The 20044-nt window shown below is 42.4% G+C and carries 19 protein-coding genes and 1 pseudogene; 1 reads left to right on the top strand and 19 read right to left on the bottom strand.

Annotated features, from left to right (window positions below; all coding sequences use genetic code 11):
• Positions 1–18 precede the first annotated feature (18 nt).
• The 17 genes from ftsW to ybeY form a co-directional block, all read right to left on the bottom strand.
• Positions 19–1242: a cell division peptidoglycan polymerase FtsW gene (ftsW, locus tag O3652_RS01655; RefSeq protein WP_000703342.1), complete on the bottom strand. Its 1224-nt coding sequence runs from the start codon at positions 1240–1242 to the stop codon at positions 19–21.
• 187 nt (positions 1243–1429) lie between these two features.
• The gene (gene prsA, locus O3652_RS01650; RefSeq protein WP_000728082.1) at positions 1430–2371 is read right to left on the bottom strand and encodes a peptidylprolyl isomerase PrsA; all 942 of its coding nucleotides are present in this window, start codon (positions 2369–2371) and stop codon (positions 1430–1432) included.
• Between the two features lie 67 nt (positions 2372–2438).
• Complete coding sequence (locus O3652_RS01645; protein ID WP_371590009.1) at positions 2439–3152, bottom strand: O-methyltransferase; 714 nt, start codon at positions 3150–3152, stop codon at positions 2439–2441.
• A gap of 5 nt (positions 3153–3157) precedes the next feature.
• Entirely contained in the window at positions 3158–4960 is a 1803-nt protein-coding gene (pepF, locus tag O3652_RS01640) for an oligoendopeptidase F (RefSeq protein WP_125413218.1), read from the bottom strand.
• A gap of 18 nt (positions 4961–4978) precedes the next feature.
• Positions 4979–5935: a competence protein CoiA gene (locus tag O3652_RS01635; RefSeq protein WP_125413219.1), complete on the bottom strand. Its 957-nt coding sequence runs from the start codon at positions 5933–5935 to the stop codon at positions 4979–4981.
• A 75-nt stretch (positions 5936–6010) separates the two neighbouring features.
• Positions 6011–7159, bottom strand: coding sequence for a DUF1887 family protein (locus O3652_RS01630; protein ID WP_125413220.1), 1149 nt, complete (start codon positions 7157–7159; stop codon positions 6011–6013).
• A 177-nt stretch (positions 7160–7336) separates the two neighbouring features.
• Complete coding sequence (gene tehB / locus O3652_RS01625; protein ID WP_125413221.1) at positions 7337–8197, bottom strand: SAM-dependent methyltransferase TehB; 861 nt, start codon at positions 8195–8197, stop codon at positions 7337–7339.
• A gap of 14 nt (positions 8198–8211) precedes the next feature.
• Positions 8212–8679, bottom strand: coding sequence for an SsrA-binding protein SmpB (smpB, locus tag O3652_RS01620; RefSeq protein ID WP_001051742.1), 468 nt, complete (start codon positions 8677–8679; stop codon positions 8212–8214).
• Complete coding sequence (gene rnr, locus O3652_RS01615) at positions 8642–10996, bottom strand: ribonuclease R (RefSeq protein WP_371590008.1); 2355 nt, start codon at positions 10994–10996, stop codon at positions 8642–8644. The genes smpB and rnr overlap by 38 nt, the downstream gene beginning before the upstream one ends.
• A gap of 93 nt (positions 10997–11089) precedes the next feature.
• Positions 11090–11323: a preprotein translocase subunit SecG gene (gene secG, locus O3652_RS01610; RefSeq protein ID WP_000282517.1), complete on the bottom strand. Its 234-nt coding sequence runs from the start codon at positions 11321–11323 to the stop codon at positions 11090–11092.
• 39 nt (positions 11324–11362) lie between these two features.
• On the bottom strand, positions 11363–11512 hold the full coding sequence (gene rpmG, locus O3652_RS01605) for a 50S ribosomal protein L33 (RefSeq protein ID WP_007519517.1): 150 nt from the start codon (positions 11510–11512) through the stop codon (positions 11363–11365).
• Complete coding sequence (locus tag O3652_RS01600) at positions 11512–12711, bottom strand: multidrug efflux MFS transporter (protein WP_371590006.1); 1200 nt, start codon at positions 12709–12711, stop codon at positions 11512–11514. Before O3652_RS01600 ends, rpmG begins: the two co-directional genes overlap by 1 nt.
• Positions 12698–13303, bottom strand: coding sequence for a dephospho-CoA kinase (gene coaE, locus O3652_RS01595; protein ID WP_125413224.1), 606 nt, complete (start codon positions 13301–13303; stop codon positions 12698–12700). Before coaE ends, O3652_RS01600 begins: the two co-directional genes overlap by 14 nt.
• On the bottom strand, positions 13303–14127 hold the full coding sequence (gene mutM / locus O3652_RS01590) for a DNA-formamidopyrimidine glycosylase (protein ID WP_125413225.1): 825 nt from the start codon (positions 14125–14127) through the stop codon (positions 13303–13305). Before mutM ends, coaE begins: the two co-directional genes overlap by 1 nt.
• Positions 14128–14175: 48 nt before the next feature.
• Complete coding sequence (gene era / locus O3652_RS01585; protein ID WP_125413226.1) at positions 14176–15075, bottom strand: GTPase Era; 900 nt, start codon at positions 15073–15075, stop codon at positions 14176–14178.
• A 16-nt stretch (positions 15076–15091) separates the two neighbouring features.
• The gene (locus O3652_RS01580; RefSeq protein WP_000378183.1) at positions 15092–15487 is read right to left on the bottom strand and encodes a diacylglycerol kinase family protein; all 396 of its coding nucleotides are present in this window, start codon (positions 15485–15487) and stop codon (positions 15092–15094) included.
• A complete protein-coding gene (gene ybeY, locus O3652_RS01575) occupies positions 15468–15965 on the bottom strand; it encodes an rRNA maturation RNase YbeY (RefSeq protein WP_125413227.1) in 498 nt (165 codons plus the stop codon). The genes O3652_RS01580 and ybeY overlap by 20 nt, the downstream gene beginning before the upstream one ends.
• Before the next feature lie 104 nt (positions 15966–16069).
• Between ybeY and pavA the strand changes: the two genes are divergently transcribed.
• Positions 16070–17725, top strand: coding sequence for an Rqc2 family fibronectin-binding protein PavA (gene pavA / locus O3652_RS01570; protein ID WP_125413228.1), 1656 nt, complete (start codon positions 16070–16072; stop codon positions 17723–17725).
• A 32-nt stretch (positions 17726–17757) separates the two neighbouring features.
• Here the strand turns inward: pavA and deoD are convergent, their stop codons facing one another.
• Together deoD and O3652_RS01560 are read right to left on the bottom strand one after the other, a co-directional pair.
• Positions 17758–18468 (bottom strand): purine-nucleoside phosphorylase, encoded by a 711-nt coding sequence (gene deoD, locus O3652_RS01565; RefSeq protein WP_000022091.1) that lies wholly within the window; start codon positions 18466–18468, stop codon positions 17758–17760.
• 291 nt (positions 18469–18759) lie between these two features.
• Positions 18760–20043: pseudogene (locus O3652_RS01560) on the bottom strand (chloride channel protein).
• Position 20044 lies beyond the last annotated feature (1 nt).

Genomic DNA, 20044 nt, shown 5'->3' with positions numbered 1-20044 from the left:
TTCCTTTCCATTCAATCCTTACAGATTTTCATCGGTTTGATTCTCGTATTCTCTGATAAGTTTGGCACGTTTTTCACTGGCATCAATATTCAGTACAAGCGCGATGGCTACGGATAATACCAATAGACTGTTCCCACCTTGTGAAAGGAAGGGGAAGGTTACCCCTGTAGAAGGAATCAACCCTGAAATCCCACCAATATTGACAAAGACCTGAACAAGGATCATTCCTCCGACACCAATAGCAACCATGGAGTTAAAGGGATCCTTTGCTCGAATACCAACCAAGATGATTCGCAAAATCAAGAAGAAGAGTAAAGCCAAAATCATACTAGCTCCTACGAATCCAAACTCCTCGATGACAATCGAAAAGACAAAATCCGTATGGGCTTCTGGCAGATAACCACGCTTCTCGATAGAATTCCCCAGTCCCAGTCCAAACCAGCCACCATTTACCATTGCATAGTAGGAATTTGCGAGCTGGTGTCCTGCACCTGCCAAGTCATTAAAGGGATTAAAGAAGGCACTAAAACGTTTAGCAACGTAACCAAATACAGGAATTTGAGAGAACTTTTCAACCCCAACAAAGCGAATGACAGACAAGACTAACATTGAGCTCCCTGCCAAGAGAGCCAAAATGGTCGAGAACCAACGATAGGCGATCCCACTAACCGTATACATGATGAGCGCCACCAAGACCAAGATGGTCGCATTTCCCAAGTCTGGGAAAATTCCCAAGCTACCAATCAGAACTAGCAGAACAAAACGCCAGTCGTTAAAAGCTCGAGGTAGCCACTGATTCTGTGTCAAAACCTGGAAGTCATAAACCGCAATCTCATCTTGTTGTTTTGAAAATCGATGTGCCAGGTACCAGATGATGATAATCTTAAGGTACTCTGCAGGCTGAATCGTTACAGGTCCTACAGAAATCCATCCGTATGCTCCATTGACAGGTGTCCCGACCAGTCGCGCCAGAGCTAAAAGAACCATCTCCACAATCATTACGATAAAGATGAGACGCCCATTTCTTAGGAAACCTAATTTTAATTTATAGATTAAGGCAATCAAAATCAAACTAGCTATCCAGAAGATCCCCTGGTTACGCACCAATTGAAAGGCGCTTTTCCCTTCTTCGATCAAGGTTGCACTCGTTGTCGAGTACACCACAATCAGTCCCAAAATCGATAAAAGGAAATAAGGAATCAAAATGGAATAGTTTAGTAGGTGCCTTTTACTAATTTTCATATTTCACCACTCTAATAGGAACAGACGCTTCTGTTCCCAATTCCGTTTTATTTTCTAGTTTTGATTGCTATTATACCACTTTTTCAGAAAGAAAAAAACTCTTATCCTTTAATCCTTCGAATTTTACTCATTTTCTAGTATCAGGTATAAAAAAACAAATCTCTTTTGAGATTTGTTTTTTGCTTACTTAGTTAGATGAAGAACTGCTGCTTGAGCTTGAGTCACCACCACCGATGTATTGGGTGAAGATGTTTTGGAATGATTGGTCTTTAACCTTGATGTTTGCTGCTTGCAATTCTTTACCAATTACTCCTTGAACAAAGGCTGAATCATTTTGTTTCTGAGTCAAGATGATGGTCTTCAATTTTTCTTTGTAATCCTCTATATTAGAAGATTTTTCTGTTTTCTTCGTTACTTTGATGATGTAGAACTGACTGCTGTAGGCTTGTGTTCCAGTAGCTGTAATCACATCAGAAACCCCGTTCACATCCAAGGCAAAGGCTGCTTTCTTGACTTGTTCTGGAAGTTCTGTAGAAGCAGAGTCAAAAGTGATTTCTCCACCATTTTCTTTTGTTTTGTCGTCGTTAGAGTTGTCTTTTGCCAACTGAGCAAAATCTGCACCTTCTGCTTTAGCTTTCTCAAGTACTTCTTTTGCCTTGTCTTCATTATCCAAACGGATGATTTGAGCTGTTACATCTGGTGTGTAAGACTCAAAAGCTTTTTGGTAAGCTTCGTCTGTCAACTCACTCTCAGCAGCCTTCTTAACTGCCAATTCAACCAATTTGCTAGTGCGGATTTGAGCTTTACGAGTCTCAGGTGTCATACCTGCACGTTGAAGCACGCTGTTGTAGCTATCGCCGTATTTCTTTTGTTCTTCAGCAACGGCATCATCCACATCTTTATCCGTTACCTCTGATCCATATTGTTGTTCAAATACTTTTTGGATGGTCATATTGAGCAAGACTTGTTGTGCAGTTGGATTATTCTTTACTTCTTCAAAGAATTGATGCTCTGTAATCACATCGCCCTTCATGCTGATCAAATCTTTTCCTTCAGAACTGTTTGAACAAGCTGCAAGTGTTGCTACTGATAAAAGTGTGATGGCTCCTGCCATAAGTTTTTTCTTCATTTTTACTCCTTTTACGGTAAGTGTTACCTTATCTATTTTACTATAATTTCTTAAATTTTTCTGAAAATCATTCTCTCTCAGGAAGCTCTACTTCTGCTAGATTCTTTCGTAACATGAGAATGCCGTCTCCAAGTGGAACTAGAGTTGCTGTTAGACCTGGATTGTCCAACGTTGCGTCGAAAAGCCTTTGCAAACCACGGTAAATGGTACGTTGACCTCGGCGGACTTCCATGATGTCCTTGGCAACATCTCCTCCTTGGAAAATATCATCCAAGACGACTACTCCACCAACTTCCAAATGTTTAAGGATTTCAGGCAGAAAGACGATATACTTTGACTTGGCCGAATCCATAAAGACAAAATCATATGTTTCTGTCAAAGTAGATAAAATATCAACAGCATCACCTTCAAGTAAGGTGATTTGCTTACGACTGTCAAACTGGGTAAAGTTTTCCTTGGCAAAGCCTATCATTTCTGGATTACGGTCAATGGTTGTAATCTTGGCATCTGGCGCATGTTCCGCCATCAAGAGGGCTGAAAAACCGATAGCTGTCCCAATCTCCAAAATGTTCTTAGGTTGCATAGTTTCCATTAGAAAACGGAAATAAGCAACCGTTTCATGAGGAATGATGGGAATGTTTTCCTTGCGAGCGAAGGTCTCCAATTCTTTCAAGGAACCTGTCACCTGCTTTTGACGCTGGCGCATGAGTTCTACGATTTCTTCCTTGACGACGGGACGTCGCATATTGTGATTGGCGTTTTTACTGTAAGATTCTACCATGGATCTTATGCCAATCCTAATTTTTCTACAAGTGCTTCAAACTCGTTCAAGCGACGTTCAAAGACTGCAAAGGCATCGTTGAGATAGTCTTCTTTTTCCATATCAACACCCGCTTTTCTCATAACATTGAGTGGATAGTCTGACTTACCTGCCTTGAGGTAGTCGATATAGCGGTCACGGTCTTCTTGACTACCATGGACAATCTTCTCAGCCAAGGCTGAAGCAGCTGCAAAACCAGTTGAATACTGATAAACATAGTAGTTATAGTAGAAATGTGGAATGCGTGCCCACTCGTATTGGATCTGAGGATTGTCTTCCTTGCTGAGTCCGTAGTACTCTTGGTTCAAGTCAGCGTAGAGTTTATTGAGGAAATCACTTGTCAAGACTTCTCCATTTTGGTCTGCTTGGTGGATAGCATGTTCAAACTCAGCGAATTGAGTTTGACGGAAAACTGTTCCACGGAAACCATCTAGGAAGTTATTGAGAATAGCAAAGCGCGTTGCGGCGTCTTCCACTTCTTCCAACAATTTCTCTGTCAAGATATTTTCGTTAGTCGTTGAGGCAATCTCAGCCAAGAAGATAGAGTAATCCCCATAAACATAAGGTTGGGTTTCACGAGTATAGCTTGAGTGCATACTGTGACCTGTCTCATGGACAAGGGTAAAAAGATTGTCTAGATTGTCCTGCCAGTTGAGAAGCATAAAGGCATTGGTATCGTAAGAACCACCAGAGTAGGCACCAGAACGCTTGCCTTGGTTTTCATAGACATCAATCCAACGCTCACTGAAGGCACGTTTAACACGGCTCAAGTAGTCGTCACCTAAAACTGCCAAAGCTTCTTCTGCCTTTTTCAAGGCTTCTTCGTAGGTAAAGCTATAATCTACTGACGAAAGCGGTGTGTAGACATCGTACATCTTGAGGTCGGAAATCCCCAAGATTTTAGAACGAAGTTCTAGGTATCGATGCAAGAGTGGCAAATGCTTGCGCACTGCTGCTACTAGATTGTCATAGACACTTTCTGGAACAAAGTTTGCTGCGAGGGCTGCATGGCGAGCACTCTTATAGTTGCGAACTTTTGCTCGGTAGTTTTGCACCTTAACATTTGTCTGCAAGGTCTTAGCATAAGTATGTTGAAATTGCTCGTAAGTCGCATAAAGGGCTTCATAAGCACCACGACGCACTTCACGGTTTTTAGACTCCATCAAACGGATGTAAGTACCGTGTGAGAGTTGCACTTCCTTGCCTTCGTCATCAAGCACGTATGGGAAGCTAATATCCGCATTGTCCAAAATAGCGAAGGTTTCACTAGCAGCGCCAAAGATTTCTCCTGCTCCAGCAAGCAATTCTTCCTCACGTTGCGAAAGAACATGGTCTTTCTTTTGCAAGAGCTTGTCAAAAAAGTGCTTGTAAACTTGGAGTTTTGGTTGAGCTTCTAGGAAGGCCGCATACTGCTCTTCGCTAATCTCCATAAACTCAGGTTCATAGAATGAAAAGGCTTGTTCTAACTGACTGTATAGGGTCATTGCCTTAGCATAGTACTCTTGATACTTGGCTTCACGCGTGTCCTGGTCATTTTTCATATGCGCATAGACATAAAGCTTTTCAACTTGGCGTTCCAAGTCGAGTGAGAATTCTGTAATCTCAAGCAAACTGTCTGCGCTATCCAAGAGATGTCCCTCATACTGAGATGCTGTTTGTACTTTTTCAGTTAAATCTTTCAAGGCTTCTTCCCAAGCCTGGTCTGTTGGGTAGATTGTCGAAAGATCCCATGTATCTTTTTCATTTATTTCATGTCGTTGTAATACCATAAGATTCCTCCATCCTTTCTATTTTACCACATTTTTTGAGAAATATAAGTGATAAAAGGCTGGTGGATAGAGCTTTTGGCTATTATTTTTCGGATTTTTTTGATAGTAAGCCTGAAAATTTCTATAATAGCTAGTCAGATCCGTTTCAATCTGCAAAAAATCACCCGATTCTATCGGTCTGACCTGGGGATACCAGTCGTCCACTTGATGGTTTAATAGATTGTCTCCTCGATGATAAGCTTCCTCCTGCTTCTTCATCCAGTAGGGCGTTTGGTAGTACAACTGCTGGCGAATGTAGTGACAGATAGTGGTATCTTGCACAACTGCAAAACGAGGCAGTTTTTGTTTTTGATAAGGAAATCGTAAAATTTCCAAGAGATTTCCTTGTCCATAGGGAAATTCTTTGACCTGAAAATGAAGCTTGCCACGTAGGTCCTGATGAAGAAGATATTTGAGTCTCAAAATTTTCCTTTTGAGATCCAGTTCCCAAACAAAGAAACCCATATTTTGACTAAAATAGAGAAATCCCCTTTGCAATTGTGTTAATCGCTCTTTTAACCAGAGTTTTTCTCCCAGTAGCCAGATAACCTGATAGCCCTGGCTACGGTATCCTTGGCTTCTATGACCTAAAAGCTTTTGAGACAAGGGACTGCACTGGACCTCCAGAGCTAGTTTCCCATTGACTAGAACATCTGCTATCTGCTGAATCTCAGGCAGACTATATTCTAAGGCGACTTGATTGTCCTTCTTGACCCAATGATAAAGGGCCTCTTTATTTCCCAAGTGTTCTGGACTTTCATTCTCGAAAATAGCAATACAATCTCTTAACCTTTCATGGGCAAAGTGCGTTCGAATGCTCTGCCCTTGGCGTAATCGTAGCCCGCCTCCACAGGCTGGACAAGTATAGGCTTGCTTGGTCACATCTTTTTCGAGGGCATTCACCAATTTTCCCTTGGCATCTCTAGCTACAAACATGGTCTACCTCCTTTTCTCATTTATTCGAAAAAGAACTAAAAAAGACTGGAATCCAGCCTTTCATGATATTATTTCTTATCTCTTTTGTCTCTTAGAGTATTTTTTCAGCATGGGAATGAGATTAGGAATCTGCTCACTTCTAATGACCAGCACGCCGTATTCCTGGCAGCGATTGGCATAAACGGGATTGATTTTCCCCGTACAGACAATTAGCTTGAGGCAACTCTCCCCAGCAAAATGATTGGCGTAAACTTCTAGTTCGTTGATGGCTTCGACTGATAAATCTGTCATCTTGCAGGAGATAAAGGTAATCGAGCGGCCCTTTCTCAGAATAACATCAATCTCATTTTGAACATTGTCTGCCTCTGGAAAGATGCCATTCCAATCAATCTCACCACCTATCATGCATTCATCAAACAGCCGAGACTCAAGCGCTAAGAGATAGAGATATACCTCTAAAATATGCCCCTTGTTGCGGCAAAAGACTTGAGCTTCTTGACTTGGAAAGCTGTAGGCTACCCGTTTCTTGTTCTCGCTTTCAATGCGCAGCATCCCTGCTTCCACAAGTAAAGGGATAAGGGATTCTGGGTAGTGATAATACTTGCCGTTGTTTTCCAGTATATTTTTGGTCTCAGCATGAAGGTCATTGGTCTTGGCTAGAGAGAAAAATTGGGTCACTTGATACCAGTGGGAAGGATTGGCAATGGCAGAGCTGGCTAGTTTTTTGATGGCTGCAATTTGCTGAGCTGAGTAGATAGGGCGTTTGGATTTGAGCATTTTTCCACCACGCAAGGCGATCAGCTGTTGGATGCTTAGGGTTGGAATGTCCAAATCTTCTTTTTCTAACTGACCGGCTACCCACTTGTATTGTTTTCCTCGCTCGACATCCATGGCAACGATGGGGAGCTGCCGATCCAAGCCGTATTGATAGAGAGATAAGGCTAGTAGCGAATCCCCACCAAAAACATCGAGAAGGACTTGGTCATAGCCTGCTAGGCAATAATCTAACTGGTCTGCTAGTTGTTCTAAGGATAACTGACGAAAGGTCACTCGTTGAATATGAGGTACCTCTTCCATGATAAACTGACGGAGAGAGAGCTTCTCTTCATTGCTTATTTTCGTCAAAGATAGAAAAAGAATCTCGTCACAATCACTGATAAAGGCTTGGTAGACATTCTTTTCCAATACATGCCGATCATATAATTCCACCAAAAGACTCGTCATTCGACCACCTCCATCATAAAGACTTTCTTGCGCTGAGAGTATCAGCAATACAACTCTAATGCTCAGATTTCCTACTTCTAGTATAGCATAAAATCCTGCTCGCCCCAATCAACCAACGCAAACAAAAACGAATAGAAACCATGTAAAGTGGTTTCTATTCGCTGGGTTAAGTTTGATTTACTTGACTTTTTTGGCTAGCATAGTCGCAAAGCGTAGTTGAATGCGATTGCCATTTTCATCACGACGGTGCAGATGTCCTGGATTTTCATTATATTTGACCAATTCCCAATCCTTGTAGTAGTCCGCCAACTCCCCTTCTTTAAAGGTGAATGGGAAGTTAACCGAGCAAGGATAATCCTCCGTATCCATGGCACAGACGATAAGATTGTAACCACCGACCGTGGTATGCTCCTGCATATTTTGGATAATAGCTGGAATGCGGTCCGCTTGTAGGAACATCAGAACAACTGTCGATACGATGAAATCATAGTCTTGGCTAATGCTGGCTGAATTGATATCATAAAGTCCGACAGGCATGTCTAGATCCTCTTGTTCCACAATGCTTTGCAAGATTTCAAGGGACAATTCATTTTGATCCACAGCTGTCACATCAAAACCATTCTGTGCGAGAAAGAGAGAGTTACGGCCTTGACCACAACCCAAATCCAAGGCTCTTCCTGGTTTCACCGTCTGCATAGCCTCTAGGACCTCTGAATGGACTGGATTGGTATTGTATTTCTTAGGGAAATAATCCTCAGGTTTACAATAAAATTCCAAGTACCATTCTACATCTTCAGTGGCAGCTTCCACTCTGTGCCAGGCTTGCGGTTGCGCCATGGGATTGTCTGCACCTGCCTCAAAGAGGTGCTCAGCTAGAACCTCACCATCTTCAGTCAGCTCAATAAACTTGAGTGCCCCCTTCAAGACAGTAATTTTTCCCCGAGTGCCGACTTTGGTATTGTGCTTTTGCTGAACTGCTTCAGGCATGGTCTGTTTATTCCACAAGGGCATCCGTTTATAGGCAATTAATTTTTCCATTATTATTCCTCTTCTTATCGCTGGTTCACAGCTTTCATCACACGCGCAATGTCGCGGTTTTGTTCACGTCGCTTGATGGATTCGCGTTTGTCATAGTCATGTTTCCCTTTGGCAAGTCCTAAAAGAAGCTTGGCGTAGCCATCTTTGATATAGACTTTGAGGGGAACTAGGGTCATTCCTGTTCCTTTGGTCTCTTGTTCCAATTTTTGAATTTGCTTCTTATGGAGCAGGAGTTTACGACGGCGTTCAGGTTCCTGGTTCCAGATATTACCCTCTTCGTAAGGGGCGATATGAACATTGCTCAGCCAGACTTCCCCATTTTTTACTTGGGCAAAGCCGTCCTTGAGATTGATTCGAGCAGCTCGAACGCTCTTGATTTCAGTTCCGGTCAGGACCATTCCTGCCTCTAGCGTATCTACGATTGTATAGTCGTGGTGCGCTTTTTTATTTTGTGCGACGACCTTTCCCTCGCCCTTTGCCATGCTTGGCTCCTTTCTTAGCTACTTCTTTGTAAAAAGGTTTCTTTCCCTTTTTCTTCTTATCTTTTTGTGAATGCTTGTGCTTATCATTTGAGCGCCCTGATTTTCTCTTATCTTCCTTCTTGTCCGAACGACGATTTGAACCACGACCTCTGTCACTGCGATTAGACTGTTTCAAGCCTTTTTCGATGACATCAAACTCACTTGGGATATAAGAGAAATCAATCTCACCTGTCATCTTATCGGCTCTTTCAACCCGAATGCGAATCTGCTGTCCTACACGGAAGGTTATGCCCGATTTCTCTCCGCGGAGTGTCAAGTCACGCTCATTGAAATGATAAAATTCAGGTAGATTGGTAATGTGAATCAAGCCTTCAACTGTATTTGGCAATTCGACAAAAAGACCGAACTTGACAATGCTGGATACAACTGCATCGTACTCTTCTCCCACGTATTCTTCCATGTACTCAGCTTTTTTCATGGCTTCGACTTCACGCTCCGCCTCAATGGCACGACGTTCACGATTGGAAGACTGGGTTGCAATCTCTGGAATCACTTGTTCAAAATGCTCTGCTATTTCCTTGGAACGACCATAGTCTCGAATCATACGGTGGACAAGGAGGTCTGGATAACGGCGAATCGGACTGGTAAAGTGAGTGTAATAATCAGCAGCAAGGCCATAGTGACCGTGATTGTGCTCTGAATAGCGAGCCTGCTGCATAGAACGGAGAAGCATCATGGACAATACATCCGCATAGGGCTCTCCCTCAACAGCACGCATGATGTCTTGAAGCGCCTCCTGGCTAATCTCACTGGCAGTTCCGTAAATTCGCAAACCAAAGCTTGAAGCGTAATCAATAAACTTCTGAACTTTTTCAGCCTTAGGCTCCTCATGAATCCGATAAATGAAAGGTAGGTCCAGCTTGCTAAAGTGCTCGGCAACCGTTTCATTAGCAATCAACATGAAGGACTCGATCATCCGCTCAGCAACACCACGCTGGCGAAGAACGATATCCACAGGCTTGCCTTTTTTATCCACTAGAATCTTTGCTTCGCTGGTATCAAAATTAAGGGCACCACGTTTCTCACGCATGCTTTCTAGCCTTTCATGAAGCTTGGCCATGAGTTCGATACTAGGAACAATTTTCTTATACTCTCGTCTTTTTTCCTCGTCACCTGCTAAGATATCATTGACAGCGCTATAGGTCATACGGAAACTTGTCTTGATCACTGTTTGTGTAATGGTGTAATTAACTACACGACCGTGTTTATCAATTTCCATAATAGCAGACTGGGTCAAGCGATCTACTTGAGGATTGAGAGAGCAGATACCATTTGACAGTCGTTCTGGAAGCATTGGGACCACACGGTCTGTCACGTAGACAGAAGTCGCGCGGTTAAGGGCTTCCTTGTCGAGGGCAGAACCCTCAGTCACGTAGTAGGAAACATCTGCGATGTGAACTCCGAGTTCGATATTGCCATTCTTTAAAGGCTTGATGTGTACCGCATCGTCCAAGTCCTTGGCATCCGCACCATCAATGGTAAAGGTGATTTCATCTCTCAGGTCTAGACGACCTTCCATATCCTTTTGAGACGGAGCTTCTGGTACACTTTCTGCCTCCTTGAGAACAGCTTCTGGAAATTCTGAAACAATATCCATGGATTCCAAGACTTCAAGAACGTCAATTCCAGCATCAGTCGAGTGTCCGACCACATCGAGAACACTAGCGACAAAGAAATCATGTTTCTTACTCGGGTATTTGTCGATAATGACCTTGAGAACCTCTGTACCTTCCAACTTGATAGCCGGTTTCTTCACATAGATCGGTTGGCTGATTTTCTGATTTTTTGAACGGATGTAGCCCGCATACTTGGGCTTTTCCTGATCTAAAACGATTTGACCAACAACGCTTTTCAGACTATGCTCTAATATATCAATGATTTTTGCTTCTGCAGCAGTTCCCTTGTTACGGTCAGCGACTTTCTTAATCACGACCTCAACGGTATCACCATCAATGGCATAGTTGACATCGTTTTTTCCTACAAAAAGGTCGTCCTCTTCCCCTTCTAGACTAACAAAGCCAAAGCCGTTTTTATGGGCATGAAAAATCCCTTTGAGGGTAATTTCATGTTTCTTCTTTTGGTCCAGACATAAACTACCATCATCTTCAAAACGGATCTGGTGCTTTCTTTCCATCAGAGACAGGGTTTTAATCAACTCACGGAAATCCTTGGACCCATCCTTTCCGAGAGCCTGAGCTAGGTCATTTACCGTCACTCGCCCCTTCTCTTGCAAATATTCTTTAATTTTATCTTTCATCTTTTCTTTCTAGATTTTTTAATTTTTTGAGTGATAACTTTAGTAAACATCATTCAAAATAAAAATAGGCAAAGACCTAGTCCTGCCCATTTCTTATCTACTTGATAATACCGTTAATGCTAAGGCAATGGCTAGCCAGAAAAAGACTAAAATACCTGTCAAACGTTGCATCACAGCTTCAAAACCACGCGCTTTACTACGTTCAAACAAATCACCTGAGCTGGCATCAAATACATTGCTGGATTGGTTCTTAGTTGGTTGCATGAAAATCGCAATCACAATCACAACAGATAATACTAATAAAATGGTTAATAATAGGTTATACATATCAAACTCCTTAAAATCCCTATTATTTTACCATAAATTCTACTTAGATTCAAGATGTAAAGTTACTTTTCTTTCCTTTGGACAATATTTTAAAACCTCAATCTTGTCTGGATGGGTTTTGGAGTTCTTACTGGTTAGATAATTCATGCTGCCACAAGAGGAGCACTTGAGATTGATTTTTACTCGCACTAGATTTCCTTTACTTTTAATAATGATCTAAATTGCACTAAGTTACATAAACAACTGAAAGCCACACAGGCTGCTGTCGCATAAAAGACAGCATGGTAGCCCAAATATCCTGCAACTGCGGATCCCGCCATAGGTCCAATCACTCCACCGAGATAAAAAAAGACTTGGTTGAAGGCGAAAATCCTTGAAATACCTGATTTCGGAGTCATTTTGCTAAGAAGGGCATTAACTCCCGGTATGAGAGCACCTGTTCCCAAACCAAAGAGAAAACGATACAAGCCAAGTTGAAGGGGGCTGGTTGCATGAGCACAAAGTAGGTAAATGATGACGGAATAAATCTGCGCCGCGACCAACAATCTATGATTCCCTACCTTATCGCCAAGTTTTCCTAGAATTCCAGCACTCATCATGCTAGAAAATCCCATGCTAGATACGATTAATCCTGATACAAATAGGAGATTTTCGGACTGCCCTAAGTCCCGCACATAGAGAGCTAGAATGGGGCCAATTGATTGAGCTGAAAATTGAATGACGAAGCTCGTCAAAAATAGATTCACTAAAAGCCTAGGATACTTGAAAGAAGAAAATACTTCTTTCGTTGGGATAGCCTTCTCCTTAGCCACTGGCTGAAAATCTTCCTTGATAAAGAAAATGGTTAGGATTGCAGCTAAAAATAAGAAAGAACCTACCAATAAAAAGACATTGCGAATACCAAAAATTTCAGCAATAAAGCCTCCAACAAAGGGACCCGTCAGTGTTCCTGCAACAACACCTGTAGATAGAGTCCCCAGAGCCGCTCCAGACTTATCTTTCGGTACCTGACTAGCGATCAAGGCTGTCGCATTGGGGACAAAACCAGTAAATACACCATTGAGCAAGCGCAGAAAGAGTAGCCAATAGATATTTGGCACGAAGGCCAAACCTCCCATGGTAATGGTCATAGCAAGACCTGCTCGAATCATCATGGGTTTTCGACCGTACTTGTCAGCAAGAATACCCCAGATGGGAGAAACTAGAGCTGCTGAAACAGCCGAAACTGAGATGGCTAATCCAGCATAGAAAGCAACTTGGTCTCCTTCAATTCCCAACTGCTCCACAAAGATAGGCATGAAAGGAACGACCAAGGAAATGCTGGCGCCCGTTAGAAAACTACCGAACCAGGCGACACGAAGATTCTCTTTCCAACTAATCTCTTGCACAGCTATCGCCTCCTTCAAGTAACTTCACTACTTGAGCTACAAGCTGATCACGACTGCCATTATTGTCTAATATATGGCTCGCCAATTTTTTCTTTTCTTCTAAAGACCATTGGGCGGCCAAACGGGACTCTGCTACTTCCTTAGAAAGATGATCCCGTTTCATGAAACGTTCCACCTGAACATCACGGTCCACATAGACCAGCCACGTTTCATCAAACCAAGCACTGTAGTCCTGTTCAAAAAGCAGGGGAATATCCATGAAAAAAACCGTTTCTGTCTGAGCTAACTGGTCTCTCAGTGCAGCCAATTCCTCACGAATAATCTCTCCTTGGGTTTGTTTAGACCATTCCCGCTCCTCAGGATTTGAGAAGATGAGACTAGCTAGGAGAGGGCGATTGAGTTCTCCATTTTCTAAGATAATTTCCTGCCCAAAGTGTTGAACCAAGAGCTGATAAAGACGACCACCAGGTTTTTGTAGCTGGTGGACGACTGCGTCAGCATCGACCACTTGGAAGCCTTTTTGTCTTAGAAAATTTGTCACAGTTGACTTACCAGAGGCAATTCCTCCTGTGATTCCGATGATTTTTCCCATCAGCCCCTCCTTTGACACTGAGGACAAAAATGAGTTCCTCGTCCACCGAGCTGGAATTTCTCAATCACTGTCCCACAGCGCGGACATGCTTGTCCAGTCTTATCATAGACCTGATGGAAGTCCTGCATGGTTCCGTCTTCCCCAAAGGCATTGGTATAGGTCCGAATGGTGGAACCGCCCTTTTCGACTGCCTGTCCCAAAACAGCAATAGTCTGGTCATGAATGGCTGTTGCCTCTTCTACTGTCAAAGTCTGAGAAGGTCTAGCTGGATGAACCTGAGCTCGCCAGAGAACCTCATCCACATAGATATTGCCAAGGCCAGCTACCAAGGTCTGGTCTAGGAGATGGGATTTGATAGGCTTTTTAGACTTGGCTAGGGCAGCTTGAAAGACCTGCAAATCAAAGTCCTGCTCTCTTGGCTCAGGACCTAGTTTCTTAGAAATAAAGTAGGCATCCAAAAGGTCGGGTGCCAAGAGTTCCATGGTACCAAACTTGCGTACATCCTCATATACAAGAGTGCCGCCATCCTCAAAATGAATGAAAACATGGGCATGCTTGCGTTCAGGAACCTGATCCGGATAGTAGAAATACTTGCCCTCCATCCGCAAATGGGAAATCAAGACCTTGTCTGTCAGGAAAAAAAGCAAATATTTACCACGACGCCCCATGGACTCAATTACTTGACCAGGCACTTCCTTTCGAAACTCTTCCAAATCCGTCTTAATCATCTTGGGATAACGAATTTCTATACTCGAAATCTTCTTTCCCAAGATCAATTTTTCCAAGCCACGACGAACGGTTTCAACCTCAGGTAATTCAGGCATAAATCCTCCTTCTGTAAAAACAAGAAGCAGGCATGAGCCCACCTCTACTTAGTATTCTTTTTCATTATAGCCAAAGTCAGCCAAATCTAGCTTTTTATCACGCCAGTTTTTCTTGACCTTGACCCAAGTTTCTAGGAAAACCTTGTCCCCTAGCATGAGTTCGATATCACGACGGGCCATGGTCCCTATTTTCTTGAGCATAGCCCCACCTTTTCCGATGATAATGCCTTTTTGGCTATCACGCTCCACCATGATGGTTGCTCGGATATGGACCTTGTCTGTCTCTTCATCACGCTTCATGGAGTCAACTACCACTGCAACTGAGTGAGGAATCTCTTCGCGCGTTAAATGAAGAACCTTCTCACGGATCATTTCTGAAACCAAGAAACGCTCAGGATGATCTGTGATTTGATCAGCTGGGAAATACTGGAAACCTTCCTCCAGATTTTCACTCAGAATATCGATTAGATGAGAAACATTATTACCCTGAAGGGCTGAGATAGGAACAATTTCCTTAAAGTCCATCTGGTTACGGAAGTCATCAATCTGAGCCAAAAGCTGATCAGGATGAACCTTGTCAATCTTATTCACCACCAGAATCACAGGAACCTTGGCAGCTTTCAGACGCTCGATAATCATGTCGTCGCCCTTACCACGTGGCTCATCAGCTGGCACCATGAATAGAACAGTATCCACTTCACGAAGGGTGCTGTAGGCTGATTCCACCATAAAATCTCCAAGAGCCGTCTTAGGCTTATGAATTCCTGGCGTGTCGATAAAGACGATTTGCTCCTTATCCGTGGTGTAAATCCCCATGATTTTATTGCGCGTTGTTTGCGCCTTGTCACTCATGATAGCAATCTTTTGTCCCATGACGTGATTCAAAAACGTTGACTTCCCAACATTGGGACGTCCTAAAATGGCTACAAAGCCTGATTTAAATGTCATAATTTCCTCTTATTGTTTAAAATAATAAATCCCAAATTCGTGGGAGAAAGATAAGTGCACCAATCACTGCAGCAAGAAGGGAAACCACAAGTACGGCACCAGCTGCCATATCCTTGGCTTTCTTCGCTAACATAGAAAAGTGATAGTGACTGGCTAGATCCACCACATTTTCGATAGCAGAATTAATAATCTCAAAGGCTACTACCAAGAAAATGCTCATTAGGAGAAAGAGCCATTCGATTCGTGACACCTGAAAAACAAAACCTGCAAGGATGACTACTAGAGCCGTCACTGCATGTTTTCGCATATTGCGTTCTTCCTTGAAAGCAGTCAGAATTCCTGTAAGAGCAAATTCTAAACTGGATACCAGGTCACGATTTTTCCATTTTCGTTTATTGTCTTGTGAGTCCATAGGCTGTCAAAATTTCTTCTTGTAAACCGAACATCTCCGCTTCTTCTTCCGGAGTGTAGTGATCGTAGCCGTTAATGTGTAAAAAGCCGTGTACTGCCAAGAAGCCCATTTCACGCTCAAAGCTGTGGCCATATTCCTCAGCCTGCTCATGCGCTTTATCGATAGAGATGAACAGTTCCCCAATATAGGCATCAAACTCAGACACCATCTCTGCTAATTCAGGATTTTCAAGCAAATCTTCCTCATCAAAGGAGATGTCCAACTCTGGCTTATACTCAAGGCTGATAACATCTGTCGGACGATCCGTATCACGGTACTCCAGATTGAGTTCGTGGCTACGCTCGTTGGTCACAAAAGTAACTGCCATCTCCTTGTCTTCTTTTCCTATTTTTTGGGCTGCAAATTCCAAAATTTCTTGGGTTTGGTGCAAGATTTCTTGTGAAACTCGACCAGTTTCATCTACCATTTCAATATACATGTACTTCTCGATTCTCTTTATTTGGCTTTATTATACCATATTTCCATGATTTTATTCTACCTTTTTGATATAATACTATGGAATACAATCACAAGGAGAGAACGATGTCATTTGACGGATTTTTTTTACACCACATGATTGAGGAATTGCGAAGAGAGTTGGTCAATGGTCGCATCCAGAAAATCAATCAACCTTTTGAACAAGAGTTGGTCTTGCAAATCCGCAGCAATCGCCAAAGCCATCGACTGCTCCTTTCTGCCCATCCCGTTTTTGGTCGCATTCAACTGACCCAAACGACTTTTGAAAATCCAGCCCAACCTTCTACTTTTATCATGGTTTTAAGAAAGTATTTGCAGGGTGCCCTGATTGAGTCGATCGAGCAAATCGAAAATGACCGTATTGTGGAAATTACCGTTTCCAATAAAAATGAGATTGGGGACCATATTCAGGCTACCTTGATTATCGAGATTATGGGCAAACACAGCAATATTCTCCTCGTAGATAAAAGTAGTCATAAAATCCTCGAAGTCATCAAACACGTCGGCTTTTCGCAAAATAGCTACCGCACCTTACTTCCAGGTTCGACCTATATCGCTCCGCCAAGCAACGAGTCTCTCAATCCATTTACCGTCAAGGATGAAAAGCTCTTTGAAATCCTACAAACCCAAGAACTGAAGGCAAAAAATCTTCAAAGTCTCTTTCAAGGTTTAGGTCGTGATACGGCATATGAACTGGAAAGTTTATTGGTCAGTGACAAACTATCCACTTTCCGAAACTTTTTCAGTCAAGAAACCAAGCCATGCTTAACAGAGACCTCCTTCAGTCCAATTCCCTTCGAAAATAGTGTAGGAGAGCCTTTTACCAGTCTTTCTGACTTGCTGGACACCTACTATAAGGACAAGGCTGAACGGGACCGCGTTAAGCAACAAGCCAGTGAACTGATCCGTCGTGTTGAAAATGAACTTCAGAAAAATCGCCATAAGCTTAAAAAACAAGAAAAAGAGTTACTAGCAACAGACAATGCTGAGGAATTTCGCCAAAAAGGAGAATTGTTGACAACCTTTCTTCATCAAGTACCTAATGACCAAGATCAGGTTGTCTTGGATAATTACTACACCAATCAACCTATCACCATTGCGCTTGATAAGGCCTTGACTCCCAGCCAGAATGCTCAACGCTATTTTAAACGTTACCAGAAACTCAAAGAAGCTGTCAAATACTTGACTGAGTTGATCGAAGAAACCAAGGCAACTATTCTTTATCTGGAAAGTGTCGAGACTGTGCTCAACCAAGCTGGACTGGAAGAAATCGCTGAAATCCGTGAAGAATTAATCCAAACAGGCTTTATCCGTAGAAGACAGCGAGAGAAAATTCACAAGCGCAAAAAACCAGAACAGTATCTAGCAAGCGATGGCAAAACCATCATTTATGTTGGTCGAAACAACTTACAAAATGAAGAGCTAACCTTTAAAATGGCTCGCAAGGAGGAACTTTGGTTCCATGCCAAGGACATCCCTGGAAGCCATGTCGTCATCTCAGGAAATCTTGATCCTTCTGACGAAGTGAAGACAGAAGCGGCCGAACTAGCTGCCTACTTCTCCAAAGGGCGCTTGTCAAATCTCGTGCAAGTGGATATGATTGAAGTTAAAAAACTCAACAAACCAACTGGTGGAAAACCTGGCTTTGTAACCTACACAGGACAAAAGACCCTCCGCGTTACACCAGACCCAGAAAAAATCGCATCCATGAAAAAATCCTGATTCCACTTGAAATCAGGATTTTCTTTTACATTTTACTCTGCAATCAAGGTTTCCAAACCAACCTTCATCATATCAGTGAAGGTATTTTGGCGTTCTTCTGCAGTGGTGTCTTCATCTGGATTGACCAAGCTATCAGAAATAGTCATAATAGCGAGTGCATCAACATGGTGTTGGGCAGCAAGATAGTAAAGAGCTGCCGCTTCCATTTCCACAGCCTTAACTCCCCATTTACCAAGCTCGATGTTCTTTTCAAAATAGTTTGAGTAAAAGACATCTGACGACAAAACGTTCCCAACGTGGGTGGTCATACCAAGTTCTTTCGCGATATGGTAGGCCTTATCTAGCAAATCAAAGCTAGCGATTTGTGGGAAATCGTACTGTGGCCAGTCATTGCGGATGATGTTTGAGTTGGTTGCAGCAGCCTGTGCCAAGACCAATTCACGGACGTGAACATCTTCATTCAAAGAACCAGCAGTTCCCACACGAATCAATTTCTTCACACCGTAGTCCACAATCAACTCACGCGCATAAATCGAAATCGATGGCATCCCCATCCCAGTTCCCATGACAGATACACGGTGACCCTTGTAAGTACCAGTGTAGCCAAACATGTTACGAACCTCGTTAAAACAAACAGCATCTTCAAGGAAGTTCTCCGCAATAAATTTCGCACGAAGAGGATCCCCCGGAAGAAGAATTTTATCAGCAATTTCACCCTGCTGAGCAGCAATATGGATAGACATAATTTATGATACAAAGAGCGAGAAGAAAACGACTGAAAATTAGGAATCTGACGAGAAATCCTGATTTCTCAGTCAGATTATCTATTTTCCAAGTTTTCCGCTCGTGTTCAAATCAGAACACCTTACTCTACCTTTCTTTTTTTTATTTTTATATTTCATAGCTAGGAAAAATCGTATTCAATCATGACTCCGATAAGCCTACTACATTTTTATTTAAAACAGTTATTGATAAACTGACAATAGTTTTTAATCTTTTAAGATAAATCCTTGATTAGAAGAAACGGGCATTTCCTACCTAATTACTTTATTCTTTGACTTCTGACACAGTATGCTAGCCCAAGGAAAGCGATCTAACACTTTTGCAAAACCATAAGCCAGGAAAGCAGTTACTAAGAGATACGGAAGAGAATCTATACCTATCCCAGTGAAACCTATAACTAATCCGGTTGCAGAAATGGGCGCCCTCAAGGTCACAGATAAAAAGCAAACAGATCCCAAAAGTAAAACGGTTGGCTGACTGTCCAAACCTAGAATCATGCCCAAGAGAGCAGCTCCAGCCATCCCCAAGGCAAAAGATGGCGTAAGAGTACCACCATAGGCCCCTGCCCAAAGGATAATAAGAACGACCACTGCTTTTAGGAAAAACATGAGAAGCACTGTTTGACTACTGCTACCATTTAAAATTTCCTGAGCCATCATGCGTCCATTGCCAAGTAGGTGCGGAAAGTAACTTGCCAGACCAACAAGAAAAAGAAAAGCTGAGGGCAATGTTAGAAGTATTCGTTTATCTTTTATCCTGTTTGAAGACACTTCTTTACTTGAACGACCAAAAAGCCAAGCTAGGGGGGTTAAGAAAAGAAGTAATAAAGGGACAATCCACACTTCCTTTAATGACCATGCAATAGTTGGAATCTGTTAGATAGCATGATCTGAAATAACCAATCCTGCTGTATAGGTTGACACATAGGTAGTCAAACCGACTAAGACAAATCGCTTGATAGATAAAGTAATTCCTAGAGTCTCAAAAACGAAGAAAATACTTGTTAATGGAACCTGATAAACAGCCGCTAAACCAGCACCAGCACCACAAGCAAGGAGAAAGATGCGATCCTTCATAGACAGTGTACATATTTTTCCAATTTGCCCTGCAAATAGAGTTCCAATCTCTCGTGGCGCAGCTTCTTTTCCAATAGGCGCTCCCCCTCCAACTGCAATAATCTGCCAAATTGAATGAAATAGCTGTCTTAAAAAATGAAGCTTGTATTCTGAAGTCTCATCCTTCATCTGAGCTTTGATGGAATAAATCTTCGACCCTTTTTGCAAGAAGTACCAGACTAAGGACGAGCTAAGACCCACGATTATTAAACTTAGTCCTATCCGTGAGGAGGAAACTCCATCTGTCAAAAATCTACTATGATGCTCTGACTGACCAAAAGCTAGCCCCTCCATCATCTCTAAAAGATAATGGAGAAATATACCAGATAAACCCGAAACTATTCCTTGCAGAATTACTGCTATGAATAATCTAAAATTATAAGGGATTTTTCGAAAAATACTCCTCAATTCTATTAACATG

Origin of the sequence: Streptococcus sp. 27098_8_23, assembly GCF_041432195.1 — a bacterium.
In the GTDB taxonomy this organism is placed as follows: domain Bacteria; phylum Bacillota; class Bacilli; order Lactobacillales; family Streptococcaceae; genus Streptococcus.
This window is presented reverse-complemented; position numbering and strand designations above follow the sequence as displayed.

Excerpts from the sequence above, each read along its gene's own strand:
- ftsW (WP_000703342.1), bottom strand. The coding sequence starts at position 1,242 with ATGAAAATTAGTAAAAGGCACCTACTAAACTATTCCATTTTGATTCCT.
- prsA (WP_000728082.1), bottom strand. The coding sequence starts at position 2,371 with ATGAAGAAAAAACTTATGGCAGGAGCCATCACACTTTTATCAGTAGCA.
- O3652_RS01645 (WP_371590009.1), bottom strand. The coding sequence starts at position 3,152 with ATGGTAGAATCTTACAGTAAAAACGCCAATCACAATATGCGACGTCCC.
- pepF (WP_125413218.1), bottom strand. The coding sequence starts at position 4,960 with ATGGTATTACAACGACATGAAATAAATGAAAAAGATACATGGGATCTT.
- O3652_RS01635 (WP_125413219.1), bottom strand. The coding sequence starts at position 5,935 with ATGTTTGTAGCTAGAGATGCCAAGGGAAAATTGGTGAATGCCCTCGAA.
- O3652_RS01630 (WP_125413220.1), bottom strand. The coding sequence starts at position 7,159 with ATGACGAGTCTTTTGGTGGAATTATATGATCGGCATGTATTGGAAAAG.
- tehB (WP_125413221.1), bottom strand. The coding sequence starts at position 8,197 with ATGGAAAAATTAATTGCCTATAAACGGATGCCCTTGTGGAATAAACAG.
- smpB (WP_001051742.1), bottom strand. The coding sequence starts at position 8,679 with ATGGCAAAGGGCGAGGGAAAGGTCGTCGCACAAAATAAAAAAGCGCAC.
- rnr (WP_371590008.1), bottom strand. The coding sequence starts at position 10,996 with ATGAAAGATAAAATTAAAGAATATTTGCAAGAGAAGGGGCGAGTGACG.
- secG (WP_000282517.1), bottom strand. The coding sequence starts at position 11,323 with ATGTATAACCTATTATTAACCATTTTATTAGTATTATCTGTTGTGATT.
- coaE (WP_125413224.1), bottom strand. The coding sequence starts at position 13,303 with ATGGGAAAAATCATCGGAATCACAGGAGGAATTGCCTCTGGTAAGTCA.
- mutM (WP_125413225.1), bottom strand. The coding sequence starts at position 14,127 with ATGCCTGAATTACCTGAGGTTGAAACCGTTCGTCGTGGCTTGGAAAAA.
- era (WP_125413226.1), bottom strand. The coding sequence starts at position 15,075 with ATGACATTTAAATCAGGCTTTGTAGCCATTTTAGGACGTCCCAATGTT.
- O3652_RS01580 (WP_000378183.1), bottom strand. The coding sequence starts at position 15,487 with ATGGACTCACAAGACAATAAACGAAAATGGAAAAATCGTGACCTGGTA.
- ybeY (WP_125413227.1), bottom strand. The coding sequence starts at position 15,965 with ATGTATATTGAAATGGTAGATGAAACTGGTCGAGTTTCACAAGAAATC.
- pavA (WP_125413228.1), top strand. The coding sequence starts at position 16,070 with ATGTCATTTGACGGATTTTTTTTACACCACATGATTGAGGAATTGCGA.
- deoD (WP_000022091.1), bottom strand. The coding sequence starts at position 18,468 with ATGTCTATCCATATTGCTGCTCAGCAGGGTGAAATTGCTGATAAAATT.